The sequence below is a fragment of the Paenibacillus sp. FSL H7-0323 genome (assembly GCF_038002725.1).
In the GTDB taxonomy this organism is placed as follows: Bacteria; Bacillota; Bacilli; order Paenibacillales; family Paenibacillaceae; genus Paenibacillus_AQ; species Paenibacillus_AQ odorifer.
Genome location: NZ_JBBODB010000001.1, coordinates 4,815,440 through 4,841,522, shown reverse-complemented (window position 1 = coordinate 4,841,522; position 26,083 = coordinate 4,815,440). Strand labels below are relative to the sequence as shown.

The following is a 26,083-nucleotide window of genomic DNA, read 5'->3' as shown; positions in this document are numbered from 1 at the left end:
CTATTTAGGGAATAAACACTAAGTGGCAGCCCTTACATTGGAAGGTAATACTTATTAGGGCAAAACCGGATATATTCGGATGCTTGCTTGCCTTTGCTAATCAGGTGTGGTAATATGATATCAATCATACATTTAGTCCCTAATTCTCGCATTGAAAAGGGCTGTCATATTTGGTAATACAACCTTTTTCAATGTGTGAATTTTTTCTTTGTTTGAAGATAAAAAGAACATATTAATTTAAATTTGTGGAGGTAACACACATGCAAACAGGTACAGTTAAATGGTTCAACGCAGAAAAAGGATTCGGATTTATCGAAGTTGAAGGCGGAAGCGACGTATTCGTTCACTTCAGCGCAATCACTGGCGACGGCTTCAAAACTTTGGACGAAGGCCAACGCGTTGAATTCAACGTTGTTCAAGGCAACCGTGGACCACAAGCCGAAAACGTTGTAAAACTGTAATAATAGAAGAAACCGTCCCAGCTTGTGAAAGTTGGGACGGTCTTTTTATATCTAGTTACTCACTATTGACTTACAGGATGGGAGGAACGGCAATGAACTACCGGAAGAAACCTTTGGAAGAAATACCGGAAGAAAATACCGCAATTTGGGCATGTACCAATGAGGGATGCAACGGATGGATGAGGGATAATTTCGCATTTGAACATGCGCCTTCTTGCCGTCTATGTGACTCTCCAATGGTTCGCAGCACGAAGATGCTACCCCAATTGCTTAATTCGAATGGCGATCTCAAATCGCTGAAGAAGGGTATTTCCATCTAACCAATACCTAAATGAGTCAAGCATTTAATAGAACGACGAACCACTCAAGACGGGTAAACCGTCTTATTTTTTTTGCTTTCTTTATGCTAAATTGTGATCTTTGTCACAAATCATTTGAATTTCACCGTTAAATGACTATCTTTATGTGACATTTATCACAAAAAGAAGTTTAAATTTTTGACAGAATATAATTAACGAAAAGGGGAGAAGGAAGGGACAAATATGGATACAGTAATGCTGTCGCGTATACAATTTGCGTCGACGACAATATTCCACTATTTCTTTGTACCGGTATCAATCGGACTAGCGCTCTTGATTGCAATCATGGAGACAATGTACGTTAGAAAAGGTAATGAAGAGTACAAAAAAATGGCGCAGTTCTGGGGAAAGCTATTCCTCATCAATTTTGCAGTAGGGGTAGTTACAGGAATCTTGCAGGAATTTCAGTTCGGGATGAACTGGTCCGATTATTCACGTTTTGTGGGTGATGTATTCGGGGCTCCACTTGCAGTTGAGGCATTGGCAGCCTTTTTCCTCGAGTCTACTTTTATTGGGATATGGATATTCGGCTGGGATAAGGTGTCCAAGCGAGTACATTTACTGTCCATCTGGCTGGTAGCATTCGGTACGATGTTATCTGCATTCTGGATTCTAGCGGCTAACTCTTTTATGCAGCATCCTGTGGGTTTTGAGATAAATAATGGACGTGCAGAAATGAATGATTTCTTCGCGCTTATTACGAACGGACAATTGCTGGTTGAATTCCCACATACAGTACTGGCTGCTTATGCAACAGGTGCTTTTCTTGTAACTGGTATTAGTGCTTATAAAATATTGAAGAAACAAGAGGTTTCTTTCTTTAAGAAGTCTTTTCAGATTGCAGCCATCGTAGGGATTATTTCTTCTATTGGTGTAGCTGTTGCTGGTCACGCCCAAGCGCAATATTTGGTTGAAACTCAACCAATGAAAATGGCAGCTTCCGAAGGACTGTGGGGTAAGAGTGGTGACCCGGCACCTTGGACCGTATGGGCAAACATTGATCCAAAGAATCAAATCAGTAGTGGAGAATTTCAAATTCCTTATATGCTGAGTTTCCTTTCATATAGTAAATTTTCCGGTGAAGTTAAAGGTATGCTTGAGCTGCAAGCGGAGTATGAGCAAACCTATGGCCCCGGTGACTATATTCCACCTGTACGTACGACATTCTGGAGTTTCCGGATCATGGTTCTAGCAGGAACGTTAATGATTGTATTGGGAATGTACGCTATGTACTTAATGTGGCGCAAAAAAATGGACCGTCCGAACACTTGGTTTATGCGGTTTATGTTATGGGGCTTGTTGCTTCCTCCGATTGCGAATACAGCCGGTTGGGTTATGACCGAATTCGGGCGTCAGCCATGGACGGTATTCGGACTGATGACAACGGAAGACAGTGTGTCGCCTAATATTACAAGTGGTCAAGTTCTGTTCTCCGTGATTTCTTTTACAACGATTTATTTAATTCTAGGATTAGTGTTGGTCGGATTGTTTATTAAAGTGATTAAAAAAGGTCCTTATGCGATGGATAACGATCACGGCGATTCGAATGATCCATATAACGAGGAGGGTTCCCATGATATCTCTTAATGAATTGTGGTTTGTGCTGATTGCAGTTCTGTTTATAGGGTTCTTCTTCCTGGAGGGTTTCGATTTCGGCGTAGGGATGGAAACACAAATTCTCGCTAAAAATGATACAGAGCGCCGTGTTCTGATTAACTCGATCGGACCCTTCTGGGATGGGAATGAGGTATGGCTTATCACAGCTGCGGGTGCAATGTTTGCGGCTTTCCCGGAGTGGTATGCAACGCTGTTTAGTGGATTCTATATTCCTTTTGTATTTGCCTTATTAGCTTTGATAGCGCGTGGTGTCGCTTTTGAATTCAGAGGTAAACGTGATTCATTGGCTTGGAAAAGAACTTGGGATGCTTGTATCTTTATCGGCAGCTTCCTTCCACCATTCCTCTTGGCAGTAGTATTTGCAAGCTTTATCAAAGGATTGCCTATTGATGGGGAGATGCAAATGTATGCAGGGTTCACAGATATCGTGAATGTGTACACTGTAGTAGCAGGGCTTACTGTTGTCCTTCTGTGCCTGGTGCATGGTCTCATGTTCACAACACTGCGTACAGTGGGGGATCTACAGGCTCGCGCTCGCAAGTTGGCTCAAAAATTGCTAATCCCGCTCGCAGTTTTATTTACTGCTTTTGTGATTATGACTTATAATATGACGGATATTTTCGAGCAACGTGGAACGATTCTTATGATTATTGTAGCCCTGGGAGTTATCGCCTTTGTACTGTCCGGTTACTTCATGACGAAGAAGAAGGATGGCTACGCTTTTGGAATGACAGGAGCGGTAATGGCGCTTTCGGTAACTTCTATCTTTGTAGGATTGTTCCCGCGTGTTATGATTAGTTCAATTGATCAAGCTTTTAATTTGACGATCACTAATGCGGCTTCCGGCCATTACTCTTTGAAGGTAATGACGATTGTGGCACTGACTATCCTTCCGTTCGTATTGGGATATCAAATTTGGAGTTACTTTGTTTTTCATAAACGGGTTCACGAGAAGGAGCATCTTGAATACTAATGGATAAAAACTTGCTTGGGTATAAAGGAGTTAAGCCAGTCTTTCTGATTGTAGGCTTCCTTACCCTGGTGCAAAGCTTGTCCATACTTCTGCTGGCTAAATCGCTGGCAGAAGTCATCTCTGCGCTATTTGCGGGAGAACCTCTGAAGGAACAATGGGGCACTGCGCTATTGTTCCTTCTTGCATTTCTTGTGCGCCATGCTTGTGCTATGCTGATGAGCCGTGTCTCTTACCGCTTCGCGGAAGCAACGGGCAGCACTATGCGGAGGGAAATGATGGACAAGCTCTTCCAGCTTGGCCCTAGAATGGTGGGCGGGCGTGGAACCGGGGATCTTGTTACACTGGTGCTGGAAGGGGTAACTAAATTCCGCACGTATCTGGAAGCGATCATTCCTAGAATGGTAGGGATGTCTGTTACACCGATCTTGGTGCTTATTTACGTCTTTACGATGGACACTACGAGCGGGATTATTCTTACGGTAACTATGCCGATTATTATTGTTTTTATGATTTTGATTGGGATGACGGCCCGTAAGCAAATGGATCGGCAATTGAAATCGTATCGCACATTATCTAATCATTTTGTAGACTCATTACGTGGGCTAGAAACATTAAAATTTCTAGGACGCAGTCGTAGTCATAGCGACAGCATTGCTACTGTCAGCGATCGTTATCGCTCGGCGACCATGCGTACGCTGCGAGTGGCCTTTTTGTCATCGTTCGCCCTGGATTTCTTCACTATGCTGTCAGTAGCTTCTGTAGCGGTAAGTCTTGGTTTGCGGCTTGTAAATGAACAAATGACATTGGTTACGGGCTTAACGATTCTAATCTTGGCTCCGGAATATTTCCTGCCTGTCAGATTGGTAGGTTCAGATTTCCATGCTACTTTGGATGGGAAAGAAGCCGCTGAAGCAATGAAGAGCATTATAGATCAAGATGAGGTGAAGGCTGAAGTAATCGTCCCTAACGGTGATCTATCTGTCAGTTCTGCAGCAAAAACATCGGAACAAATATTCACTTGGCATGAGAATAGCGTGCTCACATTAAATGACGTTAGCGTGAAGTATGAGGAAGCAGGGCTTTCTTCGCTGGAAGCGCTGAACCTGCAATTTAAAGGAGCTAGCAAAATTGGGATTATCGGAGAGAGCGGGGCCGGTAAATCTACTTTAGTGGATATATTAGGGGGCTTCTTACACCCTACTTCAGGAAGTATCACGGTTAACGGTACTACGGTTAGTGCATTAACGGATGAGGCTTGGCGAAAACAGACCTCGTATATCCCGCAGCGTCCGTATATTTTTAGCGGTACGTTAGCTGATAATATACGTTTTTATTACCCTGAGGCTTCTATGGAGGCTGTTGCCGCGGCAGTGAAAGCTACGGGTTTATCGGGTTTGGTGGATACTCTTCCGCATGGCTTAGATGAGATGATTGGTGGCGGCGGCCGTTCGTTCAGCGGTGGCCAGGAGCAACGGGTGGCATTAGCCCGGGCACTGCTTAGCAGCCGTCCGATTATGCTTCTAGACGAGCCAACGGCGCATCTGGATATTGAAACGGAATATGAGCTGAAGGAGACGATGGTGCCCCTTTTTGAAGGAAAGCTGGTCTTTCTGGCTACCCATCGCCTGCACTGGATGCTCGATATGGACATTATTGTAGTAATGAAGCAAGGCCAAGTGGCAGAAATCGGTACCCATCAGGAGTTACTTGCCCGCAAGGGTGCGTATTATGAGTTGATTGGGTCGCAATTGGAGGGAATCCATTGAAACGTGAAGGATGGTTTGCTCCCTATGTATCGTCGTATTTTTGGCGTTTTGTGCTAATTATTGTGCTTGGGGCGTTGACGATTTTTACTGCCTCTTCATTGATGTATACTTCAGGATTTCTGATCTCAAAAGCGTCTACGCCGGTCGAAAATATCCTGATGATCTACGTGCCGATTGTTGGTGTACGTACGTTTGGAACAAGCCGGGCAGTCATTCACTACGTGGAACGGCTGATTGGGCATGACACCATTTTACGGATTCTTTCTAAAATGCGTGTGCGCCTGTACAATATTTTGGAGCCACAGGCCTTGTTCCTGTCGTCGCGTTTTCGTACTGGGGATATTCTCGGGATGTTAGCTGATGACATCGAATATTTGCAAAATGTATATCTGAGAACCGTATTTCCAAGTGTTATTGCTTTATTGATCTACGGGGTTGCAGTGATTGCGTTGGGCACCTTTGATATCGGTTTTGCGTTATTAATGGCTTTGTATATTTTGGTGTTGGTCGTGGTATTGCCGCTTATATCTTTGTTGTTCACCCAGAAACGTCAACGTGAAGTGAAGGTAGAGCGTAATCACCTCTATCAAAAGCTGACGGACGCCGTTCTCGGTATGGGCGATTGGGTCATTAGTGGACGGCAAAGCCAGTTCGTGGAGACCTACGAAGCAGATGAGAAAAAAGTGGCCAAAACTGATGCAGCGCTGCGCAGCTGGGCGCGTCTACGTGCGTTTATCGGGCAAGCAGTCGTTGGGGTTGGTGTACTTTCGATGTTATATTGGGCCGCCGGAGAGTATGCGGATGGTGCTATTGCAGGTACTTTGATTGCGGCGTTTGTCTTGGTTGTTTTTCCTGTAGCAGATGCTTTTTTGCCAGTATCCGAAGCAGTGGAGAAAATCCCGCAGTACCGTAACTCGCTGGAGCGGTTGTCTGGAGTGGTCGGAGAAGAGCAGAATATAGTTTCCGAACAGGCATCTGTAGTCGATGTTCTACCTCAGGTCATAAAAAGTGCTCATATCAAGCTCGAAAATATAGGTTACCGCTATGGATCAGAGGATAATTGGTCGGTTCGTGATCTCAGCCTCGACATCCCACAAGGCAAAAAAATTGCCATCATCGGCCGTAGCGGGGCAGGGAAATCGACGTTGTTAAAGGCTATTCAAGGGGTTATCCAACCTTCTGCAGGTTCGGCTATGATTAATGGAATCGCGGCTGCTGCCTATGGCGATAACATTCCGTCTATTATAGCGGTGCTAAATCAAAGCCCACACTTATTTGATACTACGGTAGCGAACAATATTCGCATGGGTGATCCGAAGGCTTCCGAACAAGCGATTAAAGAAGCTGGAGCATTAGCCAAAATGGATACGCTGATCTCCTCGTTACCAGATGGATACAATACCTTTGTCCGTGAAGCGGGGCAACGTTTCTCCGGTGGAGAGCGCCAGCGGATAGCGTTAGCTCGTATTTTGCTGCAAAATACACCTGTCGTCATTCTTGACGAACCGACCGTAGGGTTGGACCCAAGCACGGAGCGTGATCTTTTGCAGACGATGTTTGAAGCTATGGACGGTAAATCTCTGATCTGGGTAACGCATCATTTGGTTGGTGCGGAGCAGATGGATGAAGTGATTTTTATGGAAAATGGCTCGGTAGAAATGCGTGGAACCCATGCAGAGCTGATGGAAAAAGAACCACGTTACCGCAGATTGTATGAGCTGGATCGTCCAGTGGAGTTTCTAGGGTAGGATGGAGAGTTTGCAGATAACATTTATAGAAATTAGAGAGATATTAGTGAAGAGATTCCTTTTGCCCGTTTGGGGTGGGAGGAATCTTTTTTTTCGGTAGGGCAAGAATATAGACAATGGATGAACAGATTGCTGGAATGGATAGATAGGAGTTCCATTTTCGTGGGAAGTATGGTAGAACAATAGAAGGAGTATTAGGCCGCAGCGGCACAGAAAGGGATGCTTGGTTGAATGTATGTAGTATGTAAAGAACATGTAGAGTTAGCCATCGACAAATTTGTGGACGAGTATGAGGATGCACCTGATATTGTGGACTTGAAGGAGACCGAGTTCTCGGACTGGGACCCGCCGGCCAAATGTGCGGAATGTGAGAAGAATGCGGAATATTTAGTGGTCTAAAGGACTGTTAAAATTTATTAAAAACACCTTGCAGTTCCGGAAATGGGCCGCAGGGTGTTTTTTTGCATGAAATAATATATGTGTTAGCCGATTAGGTCTTATGCATCTGCTGCATCTACTATGTCGGTCAGCGAGCTACTTCGGTTGCCTCGGCGATAGAGAATAGCTGAGATGATGGCGATCAATGCTGCAATAGAGAGTCCCCAGTAGATATTGGAGTAGGCTGCAGAAAGCGGCAGTCCGCGCTGCCATTCCAGAGCGCTTGCGGCCATAGCCACGCTGAAGGCGCCGCTAAAGAATTGCAGCAGCTGGAACAGGCCCATCCCAGAGCCGATTTGCGAAGAAGGCAGAATCCGAGAGATTTCATTGGATACACTACTGGACAGTGTCGTGAAGGCCAGACTCATAATCATATAGATGAACATGACGGCAATCCATGACCGCCCAGCAAAGAAAGTGAATAGGATGGTAGCGGTCAATACGAGCAATGGTGCAAAACGTAAAATCCCCGCATTGCCATAACGGTCAATGATTCGTCCCACGGAGCGGGAGACAAAGATGGCGAGCAGCGAACCCGGAAAGATCACAAGCCCGGCATGGCTTGCGCTGAAGCCGAAACGGTGAGTCAAAATCTGCGGCAGCAGGAATAACGTGGCAAAGCTGCACAGGTAGGAGGCAACTCCGATCAGAGCCAACACGAGATATGAGCGGTTACGGAAAAGCTCCGGCATCACGAATGGATCAGGTGTGCTGCGGATACGGCCAACAAATAAAGCAATGGCGACAATTCCGGCGATCAAGGCAATCCACAGCCCGCTGGTCAGGAACAGCAGCAGCCCGGTCGTGCCGACGCCCAAGAACAGCCCGCCAAGCACATCAAAGGAGCCACGGGTGGGTACTTCTTTGGGCAGCAGAATAAGGAACAGCGGCACTAGAAGCAGAATAGCTGCCGTTACAGAGAATAACCAAATCCAACCGAGATATTCGACGATGGCTCCGCCCGCGACCGGCCCAAGTCCTAGACCCAGCGAGACGGCTGACATAATTGTCGCCATTGCTTTGCCGCGGCGGGCTTGCGGGATATAGCGGGTAAATAGGACAAGCGACAAGGACATTACTGCGCCCGCGCCTGAGGCCTGGAGAATACGAACGATAAGCAGGAAGATAAAGTTGGTGCTGAAAAAGCCGGCAACAGCCGCAAGGCCCAGCGTCAACAAGCCTATAACCAACAGACGGCGAATCGGCAGAAAATCAGAAAGCCGGCTGTACGTGATTGAGGCAATCGAGAACATAATGGAATACCCAGTGACAATCCAAGAAGCGGACGCAGCCGTAATCCCGAAGGCTTCGGTCACATCAGGCAGCGCCAGATTGAACATAGCCGTATTCATGATGACGAGAACCACAGCGACACTGAACAGCAGGGTCAGCAGGCCTTCTCGTGGAAGAGGCGCTTCCGGAACGGAGGCTTCATGATCCGCATTCGCGGAGAGGTTATTTACAGAAGTCATGTGCGAAGCACTCCTTTTATTATTGTTTAATAGTTCGATTACTTACGAACAATTGAAATATAGCATGCGTTGATATAAAATGCAATTAGGAACACCAATATTTTTTTCGCATTCATCGTACGACAAAAGGGGATAATCATCCGTGAAAATACTATTTCATCCGGACCGCAAGGACATTCAGCTTGCCTCCGTATTGTATGCACTCAGCGATCCGATTCGCTTACATATCGTATCGGATATTCACTTAAATGGAGAACAGGCTTGCAACTGCTTCAACGTCCCGATCGCAAAATCCACCATGTCTCACCATGCCCGTACTTTGCGCGAGTCAGGTGTTGTTTTTACACGAGTTCAAGGAACACAGCGCATGTTGTCCCTGCGGACTGAGGATCTTAATGCACGTTTCCCAGGCTTGCTGGACTCTATATTGAGCGCTTATGAAGCTGGGGGGAAACCGGATTTTGTGATGGAGGAGCAGGAAGAAAGTAAGTAGGGATGGATTGAACCTGCTGAGGACGAGGAATACATGAAATTCTAGATTCAGGAAATCTAGGAATACTGGGGATCAGGAGATCCAGGGATTGCATAAAAAATAGGACATTTAGAGAATGCGCAAGAGTAGGCCGTTTTAATTGTCGTTTCTTTTCCACCAAATATGTGATAGAACAGAAGGTACTTACTAAAACTACAAGGGACGCCCAGTGCGCGTCCTTTTGCTATTTCTATAGAGGATTATGACAGGAGGCACTTATGCTTATTCAAATTATTGGCGTAGGAAAATTGAAGGAAAAGTACTTGATCGATGGCATCGCGGAGTATGCAAAACGGCTGACACCATACCTGAAGTTTCAGGTCATTGAGGTGGCAGATGAAAAAGCACCGGATTCTCTAAGCGAAGCAGAGGTGGTGCAGGTAAAGGGACGCGAGGGCGAACGCATTCTCGCGCAGATTAAGAGCGAGGCGCATGTCATTGCGCTCGCGATCGACGGCAAGCTGTGGAGCTCGGAAGAGCTTGCCGCAGAAATTGACCGGCTCGGCACCTACGGGACGAGCCATGTCGTGTTCGTCATCGGAGGGAGCCACGGGCTCTCCGACGAGGTCATGCGCCGCGCGCAGCAGCGCATGAGCTTCGGGCGCATGACGCTGCCTCATCAGCTCATGCGCCTGGTGCTGGTGGAGCAGGTGTATCGCGCGGTGAAGATCAATCGGGGGGAACCTTATCACAAATGATGGTGAAGCGGAGAACAGAACTCAATATTAGTTTAAATGACTTGAACTGCACGGCATAACGGTTGAAAGCCAATACAATTGAAATAACAAAAATGTAAAAAGAGCCTCCACTTCGATTTTAGTGGAGGCTCTTTTAAGGCTGCTAATCAATGCGCCAGATGCTCGCTCATACTTATGTAAAATTAAATGTTTGCTACTTGGCAATGATAGGCACCCATAATTCCTGCTCAATTTTGGCTCCAGGAGCCAAATAATTCTCTATACATGAGGAGTGAAGAGTTTATGGTTACCTCAGCTGAGAGCGATATTCAGGATATTGTAGGTATGCTTCGTGACGCTAATGATGAGAAGATACGCGTGGCGAAAAATGTACTTAAAGAATTATTATGAGATACGTCCCTCAGAGCAAATGAGGTCATTTAAAACAAGCGCACAAGCCATTGGCTTGTGCGTTTTGCTGCAGCTTAAGTATAGTTCTTATTTTATGATTAATGGTAATAGTCTGAAATTTAATTTTCTAATAATCTTATTAATTTAAAAGGGAGCGGCCATGACGTCATTTATCGAATTTATAGTAGTTATTATCGTATTATCCATCTTAACTGGGATGAAGCAGGGGACTAAGAAGACGAGAGGACGCAGTACGGCAAGCGGAAACCTGCTGTTAAGAAAAGCAATAACAAAAGCGTGAAAACGACCTTTAACCGTTCTTCAATACCATGCAGTCCTGACGATGTACTTTTAAGAACACCTTTGGACAAACTAGCATTGCCGTTATTTATGGATCATAAGGAGGAAAAAATGACTGAATTACTAGCTCCAGCAGGAAATATGGAAGCTTTAAAAGCTGCAATTTCTAATGGTTGTGATGCCATATACTTAGGAATGCAAAAATTTGGTGCGCGTGCATACTCATCTAATTTTGATCTAGAATCGTTACAAGAGGCGGTTACGTATGCGCACCTGAGGGACGTTAAACTCTATGTTACAATGAATACCATCGTTTTTGAAAACGAAGTTGAAGAGATGAAAGAGCAGATCCACGAATTAAATAAAATCGGTGTGGATGGCATTATCGTCCAGGATCTGACTGCGTTCGATTATATCGTTAAAAACTTTCTTGATATGGAAGCACATTGTTCAACTCAAATGGGAATAGACGATTTAGACGGAACTTTATTATTAAAAGAACTTGGTGCCAAAAGAGTTGTTCTGTCCCGTGAGGTTGAGATTGAAAAAGTAAAAGAGATCAAAAGAAAAGCTGAGATACCTTTAGAAATTTTCGTTCACGGTGCTTTATGTGTATCTTACTCGGGAAACTGTCTAATGTCAGGATTAATGGGTAATCGAAGCGCAAATCGCGGAAGATGTGTGGGTTCATGCCGTAAGGAGTATGAACTCATGGATAAGACAACAGGTACATCTTTAGGGAAAAACCATATTCTATCTACCAAGGACTTAAACACAATCGACTATATCGAGGATTTAAAAGAAATCGATTCTTTAAAAATAGAAGGCCGAATGAAAGTGCCTACGTATGTTGCTAATGTTGTATCCAAATATCGCATGGCCTTAGATTATAAAATAACCGAAGAAGATAAAGAAAATCTGAAAAAAACATTCAATCGAACATTTACTAAAGGATATTTGTTTCACGAAGATAGGAGAAATATTACAAACATTTTAAGACCTAATCACTTTGGTTATGAAATTGGAACAATCAGCAAGATTGTTAAAGATAGGTATGAAATAACACTTACACGTCCTTTAAATCAGAACGATACCATTCGAATCAGTCACAACAATGAAGATGTTAATTTAACGGTTGCAAAACTGTACGATAAAGAGGGCGAATTAATCAACAAAGCAGAGGATGTCTGCTATATCAAAATCAAAGAAAAGATGTCTACGGGAGATTTAGTATATAAAACGAAGGATTATTTCTATAACAAAGAATTAGAATTATCACTGGAAAAAGAATTTAAGCGGTTTAACCTCGATATTAGAGTATATGCACGTCCAGATTCAAAGCTTGTCATAGATGCGGAGGGCTTAGGCTGTCATTATTCATATGAAAGCGAGGAAATACTAGGCGAAGCCATTAATAATCCAACAACAAAAGACCAGGTAATCAAGCAATTTTCAAGATTAAATGATACGATATTCGAACTTAATCATGTGGATTTTGAGGAATGCAATGCTTTTATTCCAGCTAAACTGTTAAATGCAGCAAGAAGAGATATTGTACTGGGCTTATATGACTTAAAGCTTAACAGCCAGCAGAAAAGAACCAAGGCTTTGGAAGCAAAAGAAAAAATAAGCTTTGCCCCTGAAAAACCATACTTTACGGCCTCTGTAACGACTAAGGAGCAGTATGATGCTTGCGTGAGCTGTGGAATTAAGGAAATCTATTATGAAAATGTTGTTAGAAGAAATCAGAATCGTTATAAGGAAAAAGAAGGGCAGCTACTAATCGGAGGATATGGCGGAATTTATCACTACAGAGAAACGAATCCGTTTGTTACGGACTATTCTCTAAATGTTGTTAATGCTACTAGTTGCTATGAATTATATAAATTAGGTGCAAAACGAGTCACTTTATCTTATGAATTGAATAAGAGCCAAATTGAAGATTTAAGGAATGCCTATTATGAAGAAAATGACGGCTATCCTGCACTGGAAATGATTGTATATGGCAAGGTTCCTTTGATGTTTACAAAGTATTGTCCGATGAAAAAAATGAATCAATGCAGAATTTGCAAAACGAAGAGCTATGAGTTAAAAGATGAGCACGGAACGTTCCCTATAATTTCCCATAATGATTGTACAACGACTCTCCTTAATGGGAAGACGCTTAATCTTTTAGATGAGCTACAAAACATCAAAGGAATCGAGGCGCTCAGATTAAACTTCACAGTTGAATCCAAAGAGCAGGTTGTGAAAGTCATTAATATGGCGTCAGGCAAATTAAATGGCTCTATGAATAATGCTGTCTTTAATCAGGAAACAGACACAAGAGGACATTTTAATAAAGAGATTGTGTAGGTAGCCAAAGGGATGACGCTGTCTTCCTTGCTAATCATTCAGCTTAACATAAAAGAACAAGAAAGAGCCGCCCAGTACCGGGCGGCTCTAAAACTTGCCGCTTCAACCATCGCAGTGAACGTGTCAGAAGTAAGGAAAAGTCTTTTGGAGAGGCCGACTGCTTTTCAGCAGAAATCCCCTTATCGTTGAATCTACATTGGTTAGTTGTAGAAATCTTAGGATCGAATTAACCTTCGAATTTAAGGACGATAGACTAGGTCCAAAACATCGAACTTCTAAGTTAAGATGCTTAGGTAGTCCTAACATGATAGGTTAACTATCACGAAGAAATCGAAAAGTAGTGTAGATTAATTAACGATATCTCTGAACCCAGCTCTACCTTGTGTCCCTGGAAGAGGCAGCCGGGGCCGCGCGGATGCTGTATCGTAAAAGAAGAATTTTGGAGAGATTGGCGCAGGGCGGGAAGAGTGCGGAGTGAACAGCGAAAGAGTTAAGGGATGAAGGAACAGTGAGGCCTTCAATTTCGTTCTATAGATGTTACGGTGAATCGTATCATAAGTAACAACGAAAAAGGGAGTATGCGCACACTCCCTTTGAGCTATCATTGTCTGTTATCAAATGTCTACTTCACATTAATCCAATAAGGCGAACCACTCAGACCACTTAATTTGCCGTCTTATTGATAAAATCAATCTCATTTCTGATCCCTTTATGGGCGTCATTCCACAGGCCCTTTGTCAGGCGAATGCGCAGCAGGCATGTGTTAGGATCTTCGTCGTTATTGGCTTCGTTATACCACCCGGCGAATATTGTGCGCAGCTTTGTCATCATCTCCGCGTTTTTCTCGTCACATACCCAGCCCAGGTTTTCACCGATACCATCGGCCGTAAAGTTTTCGACGATGATACAAACAGCGACTTCGGGGTTTTGGGCGATCTGCTGCATCTTGCCTGAGGTCGCGTAAGTAACGGTGTAGAACGCACCGTCCTCATAATAGGCGTCTACAATGCGGGCGGAGGGACGGCTTTTGCCATTAGCCCCCGGTTCCAGTGCGATGGTGGATAGTGAGATCAGGCCGTCCTTGTTACCCGCTTGTTCTTCCAGCAGCTTCATGGCTTCGTCGTACTTGCTCATTATATTACCTCCTAAAGTGTCATAAGGCATACATGATTAAGCTTATCATTGTAAAATCTTAGTGCATGTGAAGAATAATACGATAAAATATTAAATCGCCATCAATCCAAGCTTATACTCGATGGTCTTTTTTTTATGCCATTTAATCTCCAGTCTACAAATATATCTATTTTTTTTATGTAATAGACATTGTAAATTACCCTGGTCCTATTGTAGAATCAAGAAGTTGTCGAATAATGGTGTAAAATGCCATCCTTGGAACTCACTAGGACGACAGACTCATTGATATTTTTAGAGTAAGAAGGGGGAAGAAACAATGTTATTCCAAGCAGCACGCCGTAAACTCAGTCTGATGATTGTGTTTGCCCTATTATTAAGCACTCTTACGCCACATATGGTGTTTGGTGAGGCCGCGCAGTTCAAAGACATCACAGGCTCTTATGCGCAAAAGGAGATTCAATCATTAACTGAAGCAGGAATAATCTCAGGTTATGAAGATAACTCTTTTAAACCGAAAAAGGCTATGTCACGTGCCGAACTGGCGAAAATCATAGTCCTGTCGTTGGGGCTAGAAGCAAATGCTGATCAAGCCGCACCGTTTAAAGACGTTGCCGCGAACAGTTGGTATCGCGGTTATGTAGGTGCATTGGTAAAGGCAGGCATTACGGAGGGGACATCGGCCACCACCTTCAGTCCTAATGCAAATGTCACCCGTGAGGAGCTGGTCGTGTTTTTCATCCGAGCTTTCGAATTGGATGAAACAGCGAAGAAGCTTCCGGTTGATAGCAAGCTGTCGGATATCTCAGAGGTGTCCGAATGGGCAAAAGCGCAAGTATCCCTTGCCTTCAAAAATGGTTTCATCAACGGGGTCCAAGGCAGTGACGGCACTCTGAAATTCAAACCGAAAGAGCATGCGGAGCGCCAGGCTCTGGCTCGTCTGGCTTATGAGTTCAAAACCAATAAATCAGTATATGTCGAGAAATCCAAACAGCTTCTTGCTGAAGAGCTTAATAAGGGCAAGAGTCCTGAGGCAACACCGACTGCCACCCCGGCAACAACTGACCGCGGGACATCTGTGACAGCACCGGCGCCGGGAGCTTCAGGTCCGGGAACGCCAGCATCGGCAACCCCAGCACCGGCAACCCCAGCACCAGTGACACCAACACCAACATCGGCACCGACACCGACACCGGCAACCCCGGCACCGGCAAATGCTCTCCAGGTTGTGGTGAAGGGGGAGAGTTCAGATGCCATTTATGTGGAAGAGCCAACAGAAGTTATATTCCGCTCATCGATTAATGCGCCAGGAACGGTAATCGCTAGTGTCTATCAAGTAGATGACAGCGGCAAAGTCATTTCGCAAATCATTTCGTTGTACGATGACGGTTTGGAAGCCCATGGAGACAGTCTTGAGGCAGACGGACTGTACAGTGGCAAAGCAGTATTGACTGAAAGTACGGAGGGTTACATAAATCTGCAGGCGTTTGTGGGAGATGTGCCAAGCAGCACAGTTTTTAAATTATCTGTAATGAAGCATCTTACGGATGAACAGCTTGCACAAACGGAAATCATTGAAAATAATACACAGAGTAAGCTTGATCAACTGGCTACTTCATATGGTAATTTGCAAAAAGCAAAGGAAGAAACTGTGGCTTGGCTCCAAACCCAAGCAGAAGTAGAGCATGCTGGGATTTCGGGTGAAGGAGGAAGCATCTGGTATTTGCTGGACAACGGGATTCTAGGGGGGATATCCGCAGCTCCTGAGAATACAAAAGGGTTAAGCAGCACCGTAGAAGAGGCTGCGTCCAGTACTACATTGGCGGCTGAGGCGCTAACGCAAAATGTGGAACAAACCGTGGCCACCATAGGAAGCCAGCGGGTTGCTGTGATTTCTCCGTTCTCCGGCACACTTCCATCTTCGACTGTTTATGACGCTGTATATCACAGCTTTGACCAGTCGAGTTACCCTTTCCTTGTAGAAAGAGTAAAGGACACCTCAGCGGGCGTTAATTTCTTTAAAGGGCTGAATCAGTATGGCGTCGTGGTCTTGGATACCCACGGAGATACTTACTATGATGAAAAAGTGCTTCAAAAGCTCCATAATAAGTACGGCATTGATTTCAAATACGCTGGACCGCAAGTTATGTTCCTGACAGGAGAAAAGGCAACGACAGAGAGCAAAAAGACCTATGAGTTGGACTTGAAAAAGGGACGACTGGCTATTATATCCGGTTATTATGCTATTACACCGTCTTTTATTACACGGTACAACGATATGCTACCTGATACCATCGTATATAATGGCAGCTGCCGCAGCGCGTACAACGATTCCATGGCAGATGCCTTCATCAACAATGGTGCTGGCACTTATTATGGATATACCGATTATGTAAAGCTTGCATATGATCAAGCTATTGCTAAATCCGTATTTACCGCTTTAAACGATGACAACATGACAACCGAAAAAGCCTTTCAAGCAGCAGTGGCTGCCCATGGAGCAAACGATGGGTTGGCAGCATTCTTCATGAAAGGAAGCAGCATTGGCACTAAGACCGAAGGGGTCATCAACGGAACCTTTGAAAACGGAACTTGGACCGGCTGGAATGGAAACGGCGATGTTCGGGTGATCTCCAAGCTGGGACCGCTTAAACCGACAGAGGGGAACTACATGGCTATTATCAGCACTGGCCTTGGGTATGAAAACAATGATCAAGGAGGATATGACTACAATTCAGATAGTTATATCGAGCAAAGTTTCATTGTTCCGGCGGGTGCAACAACCCTATCGTTCGATTACAATTTCATTTCTGAGGAGCCTAAGGAATTCGTTGGAAGCAAATTCAATGACACGTTCCGCGCAACGGTAACTTCCAGTGTATACATTAATACGGCTTCCCTCATTACTTCTCACATAAATGGCGGCAATACAGTGACGTCCAGTGTCTATGGTAATGATTCTGTTATTATCGGGGCTGAATCGATTAATGAATCCACGGCCTATTGGATTGAAGAGAACAAAGTAGCGATTGATTTCTACGGCGGGGATCATACAACATACATGACGAATTGGAAGCATGTACAATTTGATGTAAGCCAATTTGCCGGCAAGGGCTCCATTGTCCTTCGGTTCCATGTTTGGGATCAAGGAGACAGTATCTACGATACGGCAATACTAATCGATAATGTAATATTAAAGTAATCAAAAAACGGCTGGATCAGGGGAACCTGACCAGCCGTTTCTTTTGGAAATAAGCTAATGGGCGTGCGTTTGGATATGGATTCCAAATAAAGTGTGCATATTGCACATAATTCGTGGTATACTTTATTATGTGCAATATGCACATAATATGGGGTGGAAGAAGGGTGTAAATATGAAGGCAGCAATCGTAAAGGTTAAGGGGACGATTCCCGTAATGGGTCATTTTGATTCCCCCGTTGGGACAGAGGGGCTAGTTATAATTAACGTTACGGCCACAGCCTTGAGTCGAGTTAGCAAGTTCCGTTCAATGGGTATGCACTATTCTTCTGAAGATAACTTTCCAATTGTAGCCGGTATCGACGGTGTAGGAACTTTAAAAGATGGGTCTCGTGTTTACTTTGCGCTGCCTACTGCACCATATGGTAGTTTCGCTGAGCAAACAATCGTCAACGAAAAGCTGACTGTCCGTTTACCAGATGGTATTGATGATCTCACTGCTGCCGCTATCGCCAACCCTGCTATGTCGTCATGGGCTGCATTGGTATTTCGAGCTGGTTTTAAATCCGGTCAAACTGTATTGATTAATGGCGCTACTGGTGCATCCGGTAGTTTAGCAGTTCAGATTGCTAAGGGTCTGGGGGCCAAGAAGGTCATTGTAACAGGACGCAACGAATCAAAGTTGCAAGCACTTGAAGCTGATGAGGCCATTGCATTTGATATGACAGCCGACAACGGTCAAAAAATGTTTGAAAACGTCCTAATGCCAGTTATTGCTGAAGGTGTTGATGTTATATTGGATTATCTTTGGGGCGACAGCGCACTCGCCATCATGTCAGCTCTTGCTAAGGCGAAAACGGATCGTTCAACCCGTTTTGTAAGCATTGGAACTTCATCTGGCCAAGAAAGCATTCATTTACCTTCATCTCTTTTACGCTCATCAACAATCGAACTCGTAGGTAGCGGAGATAAGAGTGTTTCCAAAGCTGATATGCTATCCGCTGTTAGAGGTGTCTTTGAAATGGCCGCCGAGGGGAAGATAAAAATTACCACAAAAGAGTTCGCTCTAGAAGATATTGAAGAGGCCTGGAATGCCCCGCTAATGCCTCGTCCTGTTGTAAGGGTGAAATAAAATGGAAAACGATATTTTTAAAGCGCTGATCGATTTAGTTTCCATTATCAATAGGCCAGACCGCGATAAGAAGATGATTGCTAATGCTGGCGTAAATTTGGAGGCAGCAACCTTTCGTGTCTTTGTGGGCATCGTGCATCTCCAACCGACTAGTGTTGGTGATTTGGCCGCCATGATGGGAAAAAACTATTCGAGTGTTAGCCGGCAAATCGATAAGTTAGAAAACGCGGGGTTGGTTCATACGTATCCATCAAGTGCAGATTCCCGCATTCGTGTGTCTGAATTGACGAAAAGCGGGGAGAAAATCAATGCAATGATTAGCCTCACCCGTGAACGAATTTTGCATGAAGCTTTGGATGACTGGACTCTGGAGGAAAAAAACAGCTTATTGAATAACTTAAGGCGTTTATTTGAATCGCTGCAAAGATTCGACTAGTTGCAGATTATGACTGTTCACACACAGTTCGATGTTTATTGCCATGGTGGATATTCGGGTAAAAGGAATTACGGATTCAATGGGGAACCATTCTGAAATCGGATTTACGAGGAAGCCGCAAAAATGCTAAAACGCTACTGACACAACGTTGTCAGTAGCGTTTTTGTATATTAGGTGTATAGCGAGTAGCGCATTGTTTTGGAGATAGGTGACCTTGCTCATAATCTTATTATAGAGGTGGAATTTATTCATGAGTAATATCAAATGGGAAGTGGATCCGGACCACAGCTCCGTCGAGTTTTCGGTGACGCATTTAATGATTAATAAAATCAAAGGAGTATTTGAGCGTTTCCAGGCGATTTTAAGTTTTGATCCCAACGAGTTAACGACCATGGGTATTCAGGCTTCCATAGACGCAAATAGTATCACAACTCGCCAAGCGCAACGAGATGAACATTTGAGGGGCGACGATTTCCTTCATGCTGCCAAGTATCCAACCATTGCATTTCAAAGCACCAACTGTGTCTTTGCTGGTGAGCGGCAATATGAACTTACAGGCAATCTAACTCTGCATGGAGTAACCCAATCTGTTACTTTTCATACTGTTTTTGAAGGACTAAACAAGGACCCCCGCGGACGGGAACGTGTAGGATTTCATTCAACAGCCAGTATTGATCGTAATGAATTTGGATTGAAATTCAACTCGCCTCTGGAAACGGGTGGAATTATAGTCGGAAATGAAGTGAGGATCGAGCTTTGTATTGAGGCAATTAAAATAAATTAGTGACCCTAAAGACTATCCTTTTATCGGGATGGTCTTTATTCAAAACTTGCTGTTACAGAAATTGCGCTGAACCGTATTACTAATTAATGTACTCTTGCACCGAGCGGAGAAGCTGCTTGGGCTTTTTTTATGTGCAGAAATGACTAGAAGATGCCTTGACTTATATTTGCATTAAATATTACCTAAATCGTATTTATCGAGCAGGAAATAACAGGAACTAAATTGAAAAAGTATACCCTATAGCAGCACTGACCGGGAGGATGGCATGCAATTTCAACCAATTTATTATAACGGGGAATTATTTCTACCGAAGATCGAATTAAATATGACACCGAACCAATCGGTTGGCATCATAACGGACTTGAAGCGAAAGCAGCTTTTAATGAATCAATTAGGTGATCATTCCCAATATTATTTATTTCGGGCTGGGCAAAACGAGTATATGCGTTTATCGGTGGAGGAACTAATCACTTTTCTAATCAGAATAACGGAGAGGAATGAGCGTGCCGCTTCGTTGATAGATTATTTTGCTTTAAAGGAAGAACGGAAGGTAAAGATCAAGGATCTAAGCTCATCGAAAAGAATGTATGTGACATTGCTGCGTGTATTTTTTGCGCATCAGCCTACACTTGTACTGGAGGAACCCTATTTTTACTTGGAAGAGCAAGATTGTCGTCAACTCAAACGGCTTCTTGATGATCTTTCACAAGAAAAGCAGATTTTAATTTTAACTTCGAATTTAGAGGATGCCCTTATTTCCTGTGATGCCATTTATCGGTTGAACGAATCGGGATTTCATCCATTGGATATTCGGGACTTCGACGAGGATAAGCAGGAAGTACAGAAACAAGACGAGGCCAATATAACCTTGCAGAAGATCTCTACCAAAAGAAATGACAAAGTGATTTTATTTAATCCGCCTGAAATTGATTTTATAGAAAGTGTAGAGGGGTCAATCCTTGTTCATGTGGGCGGTGAAAATTATGACTGTGCGCTGACGCTGACCGAGCTCGAGCAGAGATTATTAAATTTCGGTTTTTTTAGGTGTCACCGATCCTATATTGTTAATCTGCAAAAAGTAAGAGAGATTATTACATGGACGAAAAATAGCTACAGCTTGCGATTAAATACAGGTCAAGATGCCGTGGTTCCGTTATCCCGTTCAAAATTGTCTGAATTAAAAGCACTTCTTAACATTTAAAGGGTACCATTCAGGCGCTTACAGCTACATTTCGGCGCGTTTTGATGGCAGGAAGCATGTAATCTGTATATGTTTAAGCCATCAACACTAAGGATGTGGAGTTAATGAATGTTATTCGGGTAGAACGTATCCGTAAGAGATTTGGAGAAAAAGATGCGTTAGCAGATGTTTCTTTTTCAATTCCTAAGGGTGAAATTTTTGGTTTCCTTGGACCGAGTGGCTCAGGCAAAACAACATTAATCAAGATTTTAACGGCACAATTAAATCCGACAAGTGGACAGGCAAGTGTATTTGATCAGTCAGCGGAGATGATGCAGCAGTCTGCTCAGAAGATGCGTTTTGGCATTTTGACGGATAACAGTGGTCTATATGAGAGGTTAAGTATTGAGGAAAATCTGGAGCTGTATCGTAAGCTATATGATCTTCCCAAATCTGCGGTCGACAAGGTGCTGCAGTTTGTAAACTTAAGCGGAGAGCGCAAAAAGAAAGCCAACCTCTTATCCAAAGGGATGCGTCAGCGTGTCATGCTGGCATGCGCGATTATCCATGAGCCGGAATTATTATTTCTGGATGAACCAACTTCGGCTTTGGATCCGGTAAACACAGCACATATTTATAAAGGCTTACGCTACTTAAATGAGAAAGGAACAACGATTTTTCTGACTACGCATGATATGTCTGAAGCAGAATTGATATGCAACCGGGTAGCGATTCTGTATCAGGGACAAATCCAAACCATAGGCTCTCCAAAGGAACTTAAACGACAGCACCGGGAGAACGTAATTTGTGTGGACTTAATCAATGGGGAAACCTACGAGCTCCCGATCGATGAGGGGGCGGCTGATCAAATCGCGGATTGGATGAAGCGGGGGCTAATTGACCGGTTAGAGATGAAAGAACCAAGTCTAGGTGATATCTTTATTAAAATGACAGGAAGTGAGCTACTATGAGTATCTCATACAAACGTGCCCGGGCGATATTTGTGAAGGATTACAAAGAGTTTTCACGTAACTACGCGCTGTCCATTATGCTGATTTTTCCTATTATTATCGCTCTGATTTTCAAGAGGGCAGGTGCGTCTTTACCTGGAGCCAGCGGTTTTCTTTTTAATAGTTCGTTTGTATTGCTAACATGTTCGCACAAGCCTGCTTGATTGCGGAAGAGAAGGAGCGTAACACTTTACGGTCATTAATGATGACACCGGCTACGACCATGGATGTACTAATCGGTAAAAGCAGTTTGGTCTTTGTCATGTCTGTTGTTGTTCTCGCTATTTCCACATTATTATTTGGCTATGAGCCAGCTAATATATGGGCGTTTGTGGCAGTAATCATTCTTTCGATTATTCTGTACACTGCAGCCGGGACGATCTGCGGCTTATTCTCCAAGACGTTGCTTGAAGCCTCATTATCTATACTCCCTGTGGCGTTCATATTTATGGGGGCACCGTGGGGAGAAGTACTAGCGAAGGATTATCCGGTCTTCAAAGTGCTGGATTACATGCCAAGCAGTCAGCTTGTGCATCTGCTGGGTCTAAGCAATACAGGTTATACGACGGGCGATGTATTGAAACCACTCCTCATTAATTTGGTATGGACGGTTGTGCTAACAGTAGTGTCTGTCATTTTGTATCAGCGGCGGTTGAAGGACGAGTAAGGGAGCTCTGAAGGGACTTTAGCCAGCCTTCGGTGGGTCTTTGGTAGGGTTGAAACAAGCGGCCGACTGAGACTATACGACGATTATTTTCCAATTGAGGCTGTGATGTTGTCATGACGGAGCCTGCTGGGTAATAAAGATGATTAGAACTTTCAAATTTGGCTGATTTTGGATTGGGAGCCAAGGAAACGGGGGGAAAGATCATGGCGGCACAGACAGTATCAGGCATCAGCTCCGTACAGACCATTGCGGCCTACGGCGGTACACAGAGTGATGTCAGTTCTCTGGAGAAACAGCGAAACCGGCTGATGATGGAACTGGATAAAGTGAATGCGGCACAAGGAAGTGAGATGCAGACGCCTTATCGCCGGGAGCAGCTGCAGCGGCAAATCCGGCTGCTGGAGTCCCAACTGGTACAGAAAAGCGGGAGCAGCACCTCCGTAAATTTTGTGCCTGCTTCTCCGCTTCAGGATCACCTCCCCCTTTGGGGAATTGAAGGAAAGGGAGGCCTCAAGGGCATCGGCCTGACTGATCCCCGGACGGCGACGGTGGACGCGGAGGGTCATTTCGACGCGTTAATTTAGGCAAGCGAGCGAAGGTGCGGAAAGCGTCAGGTGATGAACTGACGGCCCATAATCATGAGGCTAGCTGAGCTTCCACCGAGGAGACCAGCAACACGGTAGAAACAACAAAATAGGCGAGAGGGAAGCTTCAACACTTCCTCCTCGCCTATTCGTGTTCATGCAGTTGCTTAGCGTTCAACTACTTTACTCTGGTGTTCCTTGGGTTACCCCATGGATATACGAGAGCGTTGGGGAATCGACGGCCCCTTGTCCCGGATTATAGGTGAAGGAGTACTCGATGGTATCCCCGTGTTGCAGGTGATTTACAGGGTAGGTATAGTTTCCGTTTCCTGCCGGGGTCATGGCTACGTTTAGCTGCCCACCGTTATTTAGCTTATAGTGTAAGTCGGCAAAGGTTGCGCCGTTCACATAGAACAGCAGGTCGTCACCTATTTTCTTCAGACCCCGCACCTCATCGCCGACGATGATAACACCGGATGATGATGCCGGTACAACAGTGATGGTGGAGAGGGCTGTTTTATTGCCGTCGGCTGTTGTAGCCGTTACGGTTGTTGTGCCTGGAGTGAGTCCCGTCACGAGACCGTTCGGATTCACGGAAGCGACGCTGGTACCTGATACGTTCCAAGTGACCTGCTTATTGGTTGCATTAGACGGGGCAATATTGGCGTTCAACTGCACAGTCTGTCCGACCTCCACCTGCGCAGTAGTTTGATTCAGAGAAATACCGGTAACCGGTACGTTTACCGAATTCTCGCTGTTGCCTTCTTTATAGACACGAACATAATCCACTTGCATTGTTGCAGGAATATCGGACGGATCTGGGGTATGGCCGCTGTCGAAGTGCCCGCCGATCGCCAGATTCATAATGATGTAGAAGGGTTGATCGAATGGGGCGTTCGGATTGTTAGGTGCAGCTACGGAATACCATTGATCTCTACTGACTTTAAAGAAGAACTTGCCGTCCACATACCATTTCATATTATCTTCTTCCCAGATCATGGAGTACACATGATAATCATTGGCGAAGGTCTGGCCTTCAGGGAAGTGATATTCACCAGCAATATATCTGTTTACAGGCCATTGTCCGCCAAAGTGTATGGCCCCGCTGGTCGTGCCGGGCAAGCGTCCTTTGGCTTCCATAATATCAATTTCTCCGGATGCGGCCCACGCTCCATAAGCGGCATCTTCCGGAAGCATCCAAAGCGCTGGCCAAACGCCGTTACCTGTAGGCAGCTTAGCACGAATATCTACTCTGCCGTACTGGAAGGACAAGTGATCTTTGGTGTTAATCTTGCCGGATGAGTACTGGGCATACCGGCTTGGGTCCTGTGGAAAGGATTTTGAATCGTTCAAAGCTCTGATATTCAGCTTTCCGTCCTGTACAAATACATTTTGTGTACTGTCTGTATAGTGCTGCAGTTCCGCGTTGCCCCAGCCCCAGCTATTCGGATCGTCAGTAATATAATAACCTTGTTCGTAGCTCCATTTGCTCGTATCGAGTGCTGTTCCGTTAAATTCATCCTGCCAAATGAGATTCATGCCCTCTATCGCCGGGTCGTTTGGTGTTCCGATGGCAATGTCATCATGATCGGATACATCCGGACGTGGGGCATCTGGATTACCGATAAAGGTATAGTTGACGTAATTGTTGCCGACACTTCCGCCCGCCTGTCCATTTAATGGATAGCCAATACGGATTTGCACATCCTCTTGGACGGGCTGGAACCAAAGCCCATAGATATAGTCAGCCCAATATCCCCACTGGTTGGCATCGGACATGTTGTTATAGCCATTGCCGGCGTATACAAATCCGCTTTGGCTGGAATCACTCATAGCAACCCATTGTCCGTTGATGTTAATTTGGTATACGTAATTTCCTAGCTCAGTGCCTATTGGAGCGCCCCCATCAATTTTGGGTAGCGGGACACCTATTACACCTTTTGCATCTGCGGTAAAGGTCGTTCCCTCATAAGGAGTTAAGACATATGAATTTCTTACAGGTTTATTAAAGGTGAGGGTATAAACGACGTTAGCCGTTGAGGTTTTCGATTCTAACTTGACGTTGATAGACTCTGTTACGGTGAACCAGTAGCCACCGCCGCCTTCGGTGAATTGTCCGAAGTTGTTATCGTAGATCCAGCCGCTGGCTGCATTATTGTCAATATCAATCCATGTACTGCTGCTTACAGGTTTTACATATACCTTCAGATCTTCAGCTACGGCTTCATAGGTAACGGCCGGATCATTGTTGAAGGTAGGATAAGTAAAGCCTGCACTTCCTGTAAATCCTGCTGTAATCTGCGGCCCTTGTGTAGGGGCCATAGCAGTAATGGTTGTTTTGTTTATGTTTTGAAATACCAGGGTGTACTCAAGTGTAACTCCATTAGCCTTGGAGAATAGCTGAATCTCCGTTGTTGTGGAGAGAGTGAACCAATAGCCATTCAAGCCACCGTCGCTCCAGTGTCCCCAATTTTGGTTGTAGGTATAGCCGCCTGCATTGTCAATATCCACCCAGTTTCCAGCAACTTTTACTTTTACACCGACGTCATCGGAAACATCATTCCAGGTGGCAGAGCCCCCATTAAATGTAGGCATGACGAAACCATAGCTAGCTTGCCCAACCCCTGATTTTGAGATGACAGGACCGTCTGCTGCTGAAAAGTAAGACATAGAGGTAACTGTGGTTCCTGCTGCCTGCACCTTTGAAGTCGGCAATAGGCCAACCCCAGCTAACAGTACTACTGCTAAGAACAAACTAAATACCTTCTGCTTAAAAGCACTCTCCGTATTGTAAAGTCGTTTCATACTTGCCCTCCTTTAATAAAATAATGAAGAAACGAAACCGCTTACA

General features: G+C 44.7%; 23 protein-coding genes. 20 read left to right on the top strand and 3 right to left on the bottom strand.

The genetic code is table 11. From position 1 onward, the window contains the following. The first annotated feature begins 260 nt into the window (after positions 1–260). The 7 genes from MHH89_RS21840 to MHH89_RS21810 all read left to right on the top strand — a co-directional run bounded on the left by MHH89_RS21840 (position 261) and on the right by MHH89_RS21810 (position 7,323). Positions 261–461: a cold-shock protein gene (locus tag MHH89_RS21840; RefSeq protein ID WP_019914582.1), complete on the top strand. Its 201-nt coding sequence runs from the start codon at positions 261–263 to the stop codon at positions 459–461. Positions 462–553: 92 nt separating this feature from the next. After that, complete coding sequence (locus MHH89_RS21835; RefSeq protein ID WP_036677829.1) at positions 554–781, top strand: cold-shock protein; 228 nt, start codon at positions 554–556, stop codon at positions 779–781. Positions 782–1,003: 222 nt separating this feature from the next. Then, complete coding sequence (locus tag MHH89_RS21830; RefSeq protein WP_076181720.1) at positions 1,004–2,407, top strand: cytochrome ubiquinol oxidase subunit I; 1,404 nt, start codon at positions 1,004–1,006, stop codon at positions 2,405–2,407. Then, positions 2,394–3,410: a cytochrome d ubiquinol oxidase subunit II gene (cydB, locus tag MHH89_RS21825; RefSeq protein ID WP_076278208.1), complete on the top strand. Its 1,017-nt coding sequence runs from the start codon at positions 2,394–2,396 to the stop codon at positions 3,408–3,410. The genes MHH89_RS21830 and cydB overlap by 14 nt, the downstream gene beginning before the upstream one ends. Next, positions 3,410–5,176: a thiol reductant ABC exporter subunit CydD gene (gene cydD, locus MHH89_RS21820; protein ID WP_076124299.1), complete on the top strand. Its 1,767-nt coding sequence runs from the start codon at positions 3,410–3,412 to the stop codon at positions 5,174–5,176. The genes cydB and cydD overlap by 1 nt, the downstream gene beginning before the upstream one ends. Beyond that, positions 5,173–6,924 carry a thiol reductant ABC exporter subunit CydC gene (gene cydC / locus MHH89_RS21815; RefSeq protein ID WP_341088128.1) on the top strand — a complete coding sequence of 584 codons (1,752 nt, stop codon included), beginning with the start codon at positions 5,173–5,175 and terminating at the stop codon, positions 6,922–6,924. Before cydD ends, cydC begins: the two co-directional genes overlap by 4 nt. 231 nt (positions 6,925–7,155) lie before the next feature. Then, complete coding sequence (locus MHH89_RS21810) at positions 7,156–7,323, top strand: CxxH/CxxC protein (protein ID WP_063829780.1); 168 nt, start codon at positions 7,156–7,158, stop codon at positions 7,321–7,323. Positions 7,324–7,421: 98 nt separating this feature from the next. On the opposite strand, the gene MHH89_RS21805 is transcribed toward MHH89_RS21810, so the two are convergent. Then, positions 7,422–8,834, bottom strand: a complete 1,413-nt coding sequence (locus tag MHH89_RS21805) for an MFS transporter (RefSeq protein ID WP_341088127.1) — start codon at positions 8,832–8,834, stop codon at positions 7,422–7,424. A 142-nt stretch (positions 8,835–8,976) separates the two neighbouring features. Between MHH89_RS21805 and MHH89_RS21800 the strand changes: the two genes are divergently transcribed. The 5 genes from MHH89_RS21800 to MHH89_RS21780 all read left to right on the top strand — a co-directional run bounded on the left by MHH89_RS21800 (position 8,977) and on the right by MHH89_RS21780 (position 13,298). Beyond that, positions 8,977–9,327 carry an ArsR/SmtB family transcription factor gene (locus MHH89_RS21800; protein ID WP_076124295.1) on the top strand — a complete coding sequence of 117 codons (351 nt, stop codon included), beginning with the start codon at positions 8,977–8,979 and terminating at the stop codon, positions 9,325–9,327. Positions 9,328–9,584: 257 nt separating this feature from the next. Next, the gene (gene rlmH / locus MHH89_RS21795) at positions 9,585–10,064 is read left to right on the top strand and encodes a 23S rRNA (pseudouridine(1915)-N(3))-methyltransferase RlmH (RefSeq protein WP_036677839.1); all 480 of its coding nucleotides are present in this window, start codon (positions 9,585–9,587) and stop codon (positions 10,062–10,064) included. 550 nt (positions 10,065–10,614) lie between these two features. Continuing rightward, positions 10,615–10,755, top strand: a complete 141-nt coding sequence (locus MHH89_RS21790) for a hypothetical protein (RefSeq protein ID WP_175623597.1) — start codon at positions 10,615–10,617, stop codon at positions 10,753–10,755. A gap of 110 nt (positions 10,756–10,865) precedes the next feature. After that, positions 10,866–13,109, top strand: coding sequence for a U32 family peptidase (locus MHH89_RS21785; RefSeq protein WP_341088124.1), 2,244 nt, complete (start codon positions 10,866–10,868; stop codon positions 13,107–13,109). A gap of 12 nt (positions 13,110–13,121) precedes the next feature. Then, the gene (locus tag MHH89_RS21780; protein ID WP_175619910.1) at positions 13,122–13,298 is read left to right on the top strand and encodes a hypothetical protein; all 177 of its coding nucleotides are present in this window, start codon (positions 13,122–13,124) and stop codon (positions 13,296–13,298) included. A gap of 474 nt (positions 13,299–13,772) precedes the next feature. On the opposite strand, the gene MHH89_RS21775 is transcribed toward MHH89_RS21780, so the two are convergent. Continuing rightward, positions 13,773–14,243 (bottom strand): pyridoxamine 5'-phosphate oxidase family protein, encoded by a 471-nt coding sequence (locus tag MHH89_RS21775; RefSeq protein ID WP_076191502.1) that lies wholly within the window; start codon positions 14,241–14,243, stop codon positions 13,773–13,775. Between the two features lie 316 nt (positions 14,244–14,559). Here MHH89_RS21775 and MHH89_RS21770 point away from each other — a divergent pair, with 316 nt between their 5' ends. From MHH89_RS21770 to MHH89_RS21735, 8 genes are all read left to right on the top strand, one after another. Then, on the top strand, positions 14,560–17,442 hold the full coding sequence (locus MHH89_RS21770) for an S-layer homology domain-containing protein (protein ID WP_341088120.1): 2,883 nt from the start codon (positions 14,560–14,562) through the stop codon (positions 17,440–17,442). 172 nt (positions 17,443–17,614) lie between these two features. Continuing rightward, positions 17,615–18,571, top strand: a complete 957-nt coding sequence (locus tag MHH89_RS21765; protein WP_341088118.1) for a quinone oxidoreductase family protein — start codon at positions 17,615–17,617, stop codon at positions 18,569–18,571. 1 nt (position 18,572) lies between these two features. Beyond that, positions 18,573–19,007 (top strand): MarR family winged helix-turn-helix transcriptional regulator, encoded by a 435-nt coding sequence (locus MHH89_RS21760; RefSeq protein WP_076124286.1) that lies wholly within the window; start codon positions 18,573–18,575, stop codon positions 19,005–19,007. Between the two features lie 250 nt (positions 19,008–19,257). Beyond that, a complete protein-coding gene (locus MHH89_RS21755; protein ID WP_076278212.1) occupies positions 19,258–19,791 on the top strand; it encodes a YceI family protein in 534 nt (177 codons plus the stop codon). 265 nt (positions 19,792–20,056) lie between these two features. Beyond that, positions 20,057–20,992 carry a LytTR family transcriptional regulator DNA-binding domain-containing protein gene (locus tag MHH89_RS21750; protein ID WP_341088116.1) on the top strand — a complete coding sequence of 312 codons (936 nt, stop codon included), beginning with the start codon at positions 20,057–20,059 and terminating at the stop codon, positions 20,990–20,992. A 104-nt stretch (positions 20,993–21,096) separates the two neighbouring features. Then, positions 21,097–21,942 carry an ABC transporter ATP-binding protein gene (locus tag MHH89_RS21745; RefSeq protein ID WP_341088115.1) on the top strand — a complete coding sequence of 282 codons (846 nt, stop codon included), beginning with the start codon at positions 21,097–21,099 and terminating at the stop codon, positions 21,940–21,942. Positions 21,943–22,123: 181 nt separating this feature from the next. Next, a complete protein-coding gene (locus tag MHH89_RS21740) occupies positions 22,124–22,648 on the top strand; it encodes an ABC transporter permease (protein WP_341088113.1) in 525 nt (174 codons plus the stop codon). 203 nt (positions 22,649–22,851) lie between these two features. Beyond that, positions 22,852–23,232, top strand: coding sequence for a FlxA-like family protein (locus MHH89_RS21735; protein WP_076124277.1), 381 nt, complete (start codon positions 22,852–22,854; stop codon positions 23,230–23,232). Positions 23,233–23,415: 183 nt separating this feature from the next. Here the strand turns inward: MHH89_RS21735 and MHH89_RS21730 are convergent, their stop codons facing one another. Continuing rightward, complete coding sequence (locus MHH89_RS21730; protein WP_341088110.1) at positions 23,416–26,037, bottom strand: family 16 glycosylhydrolase; 2,622 nt, start codon at positions 26,035–26,037, stop codon at positions 23,416–23,418. Between the last annotated feature and the right edge of the window lie 46 nt (positions 26,038–26,083).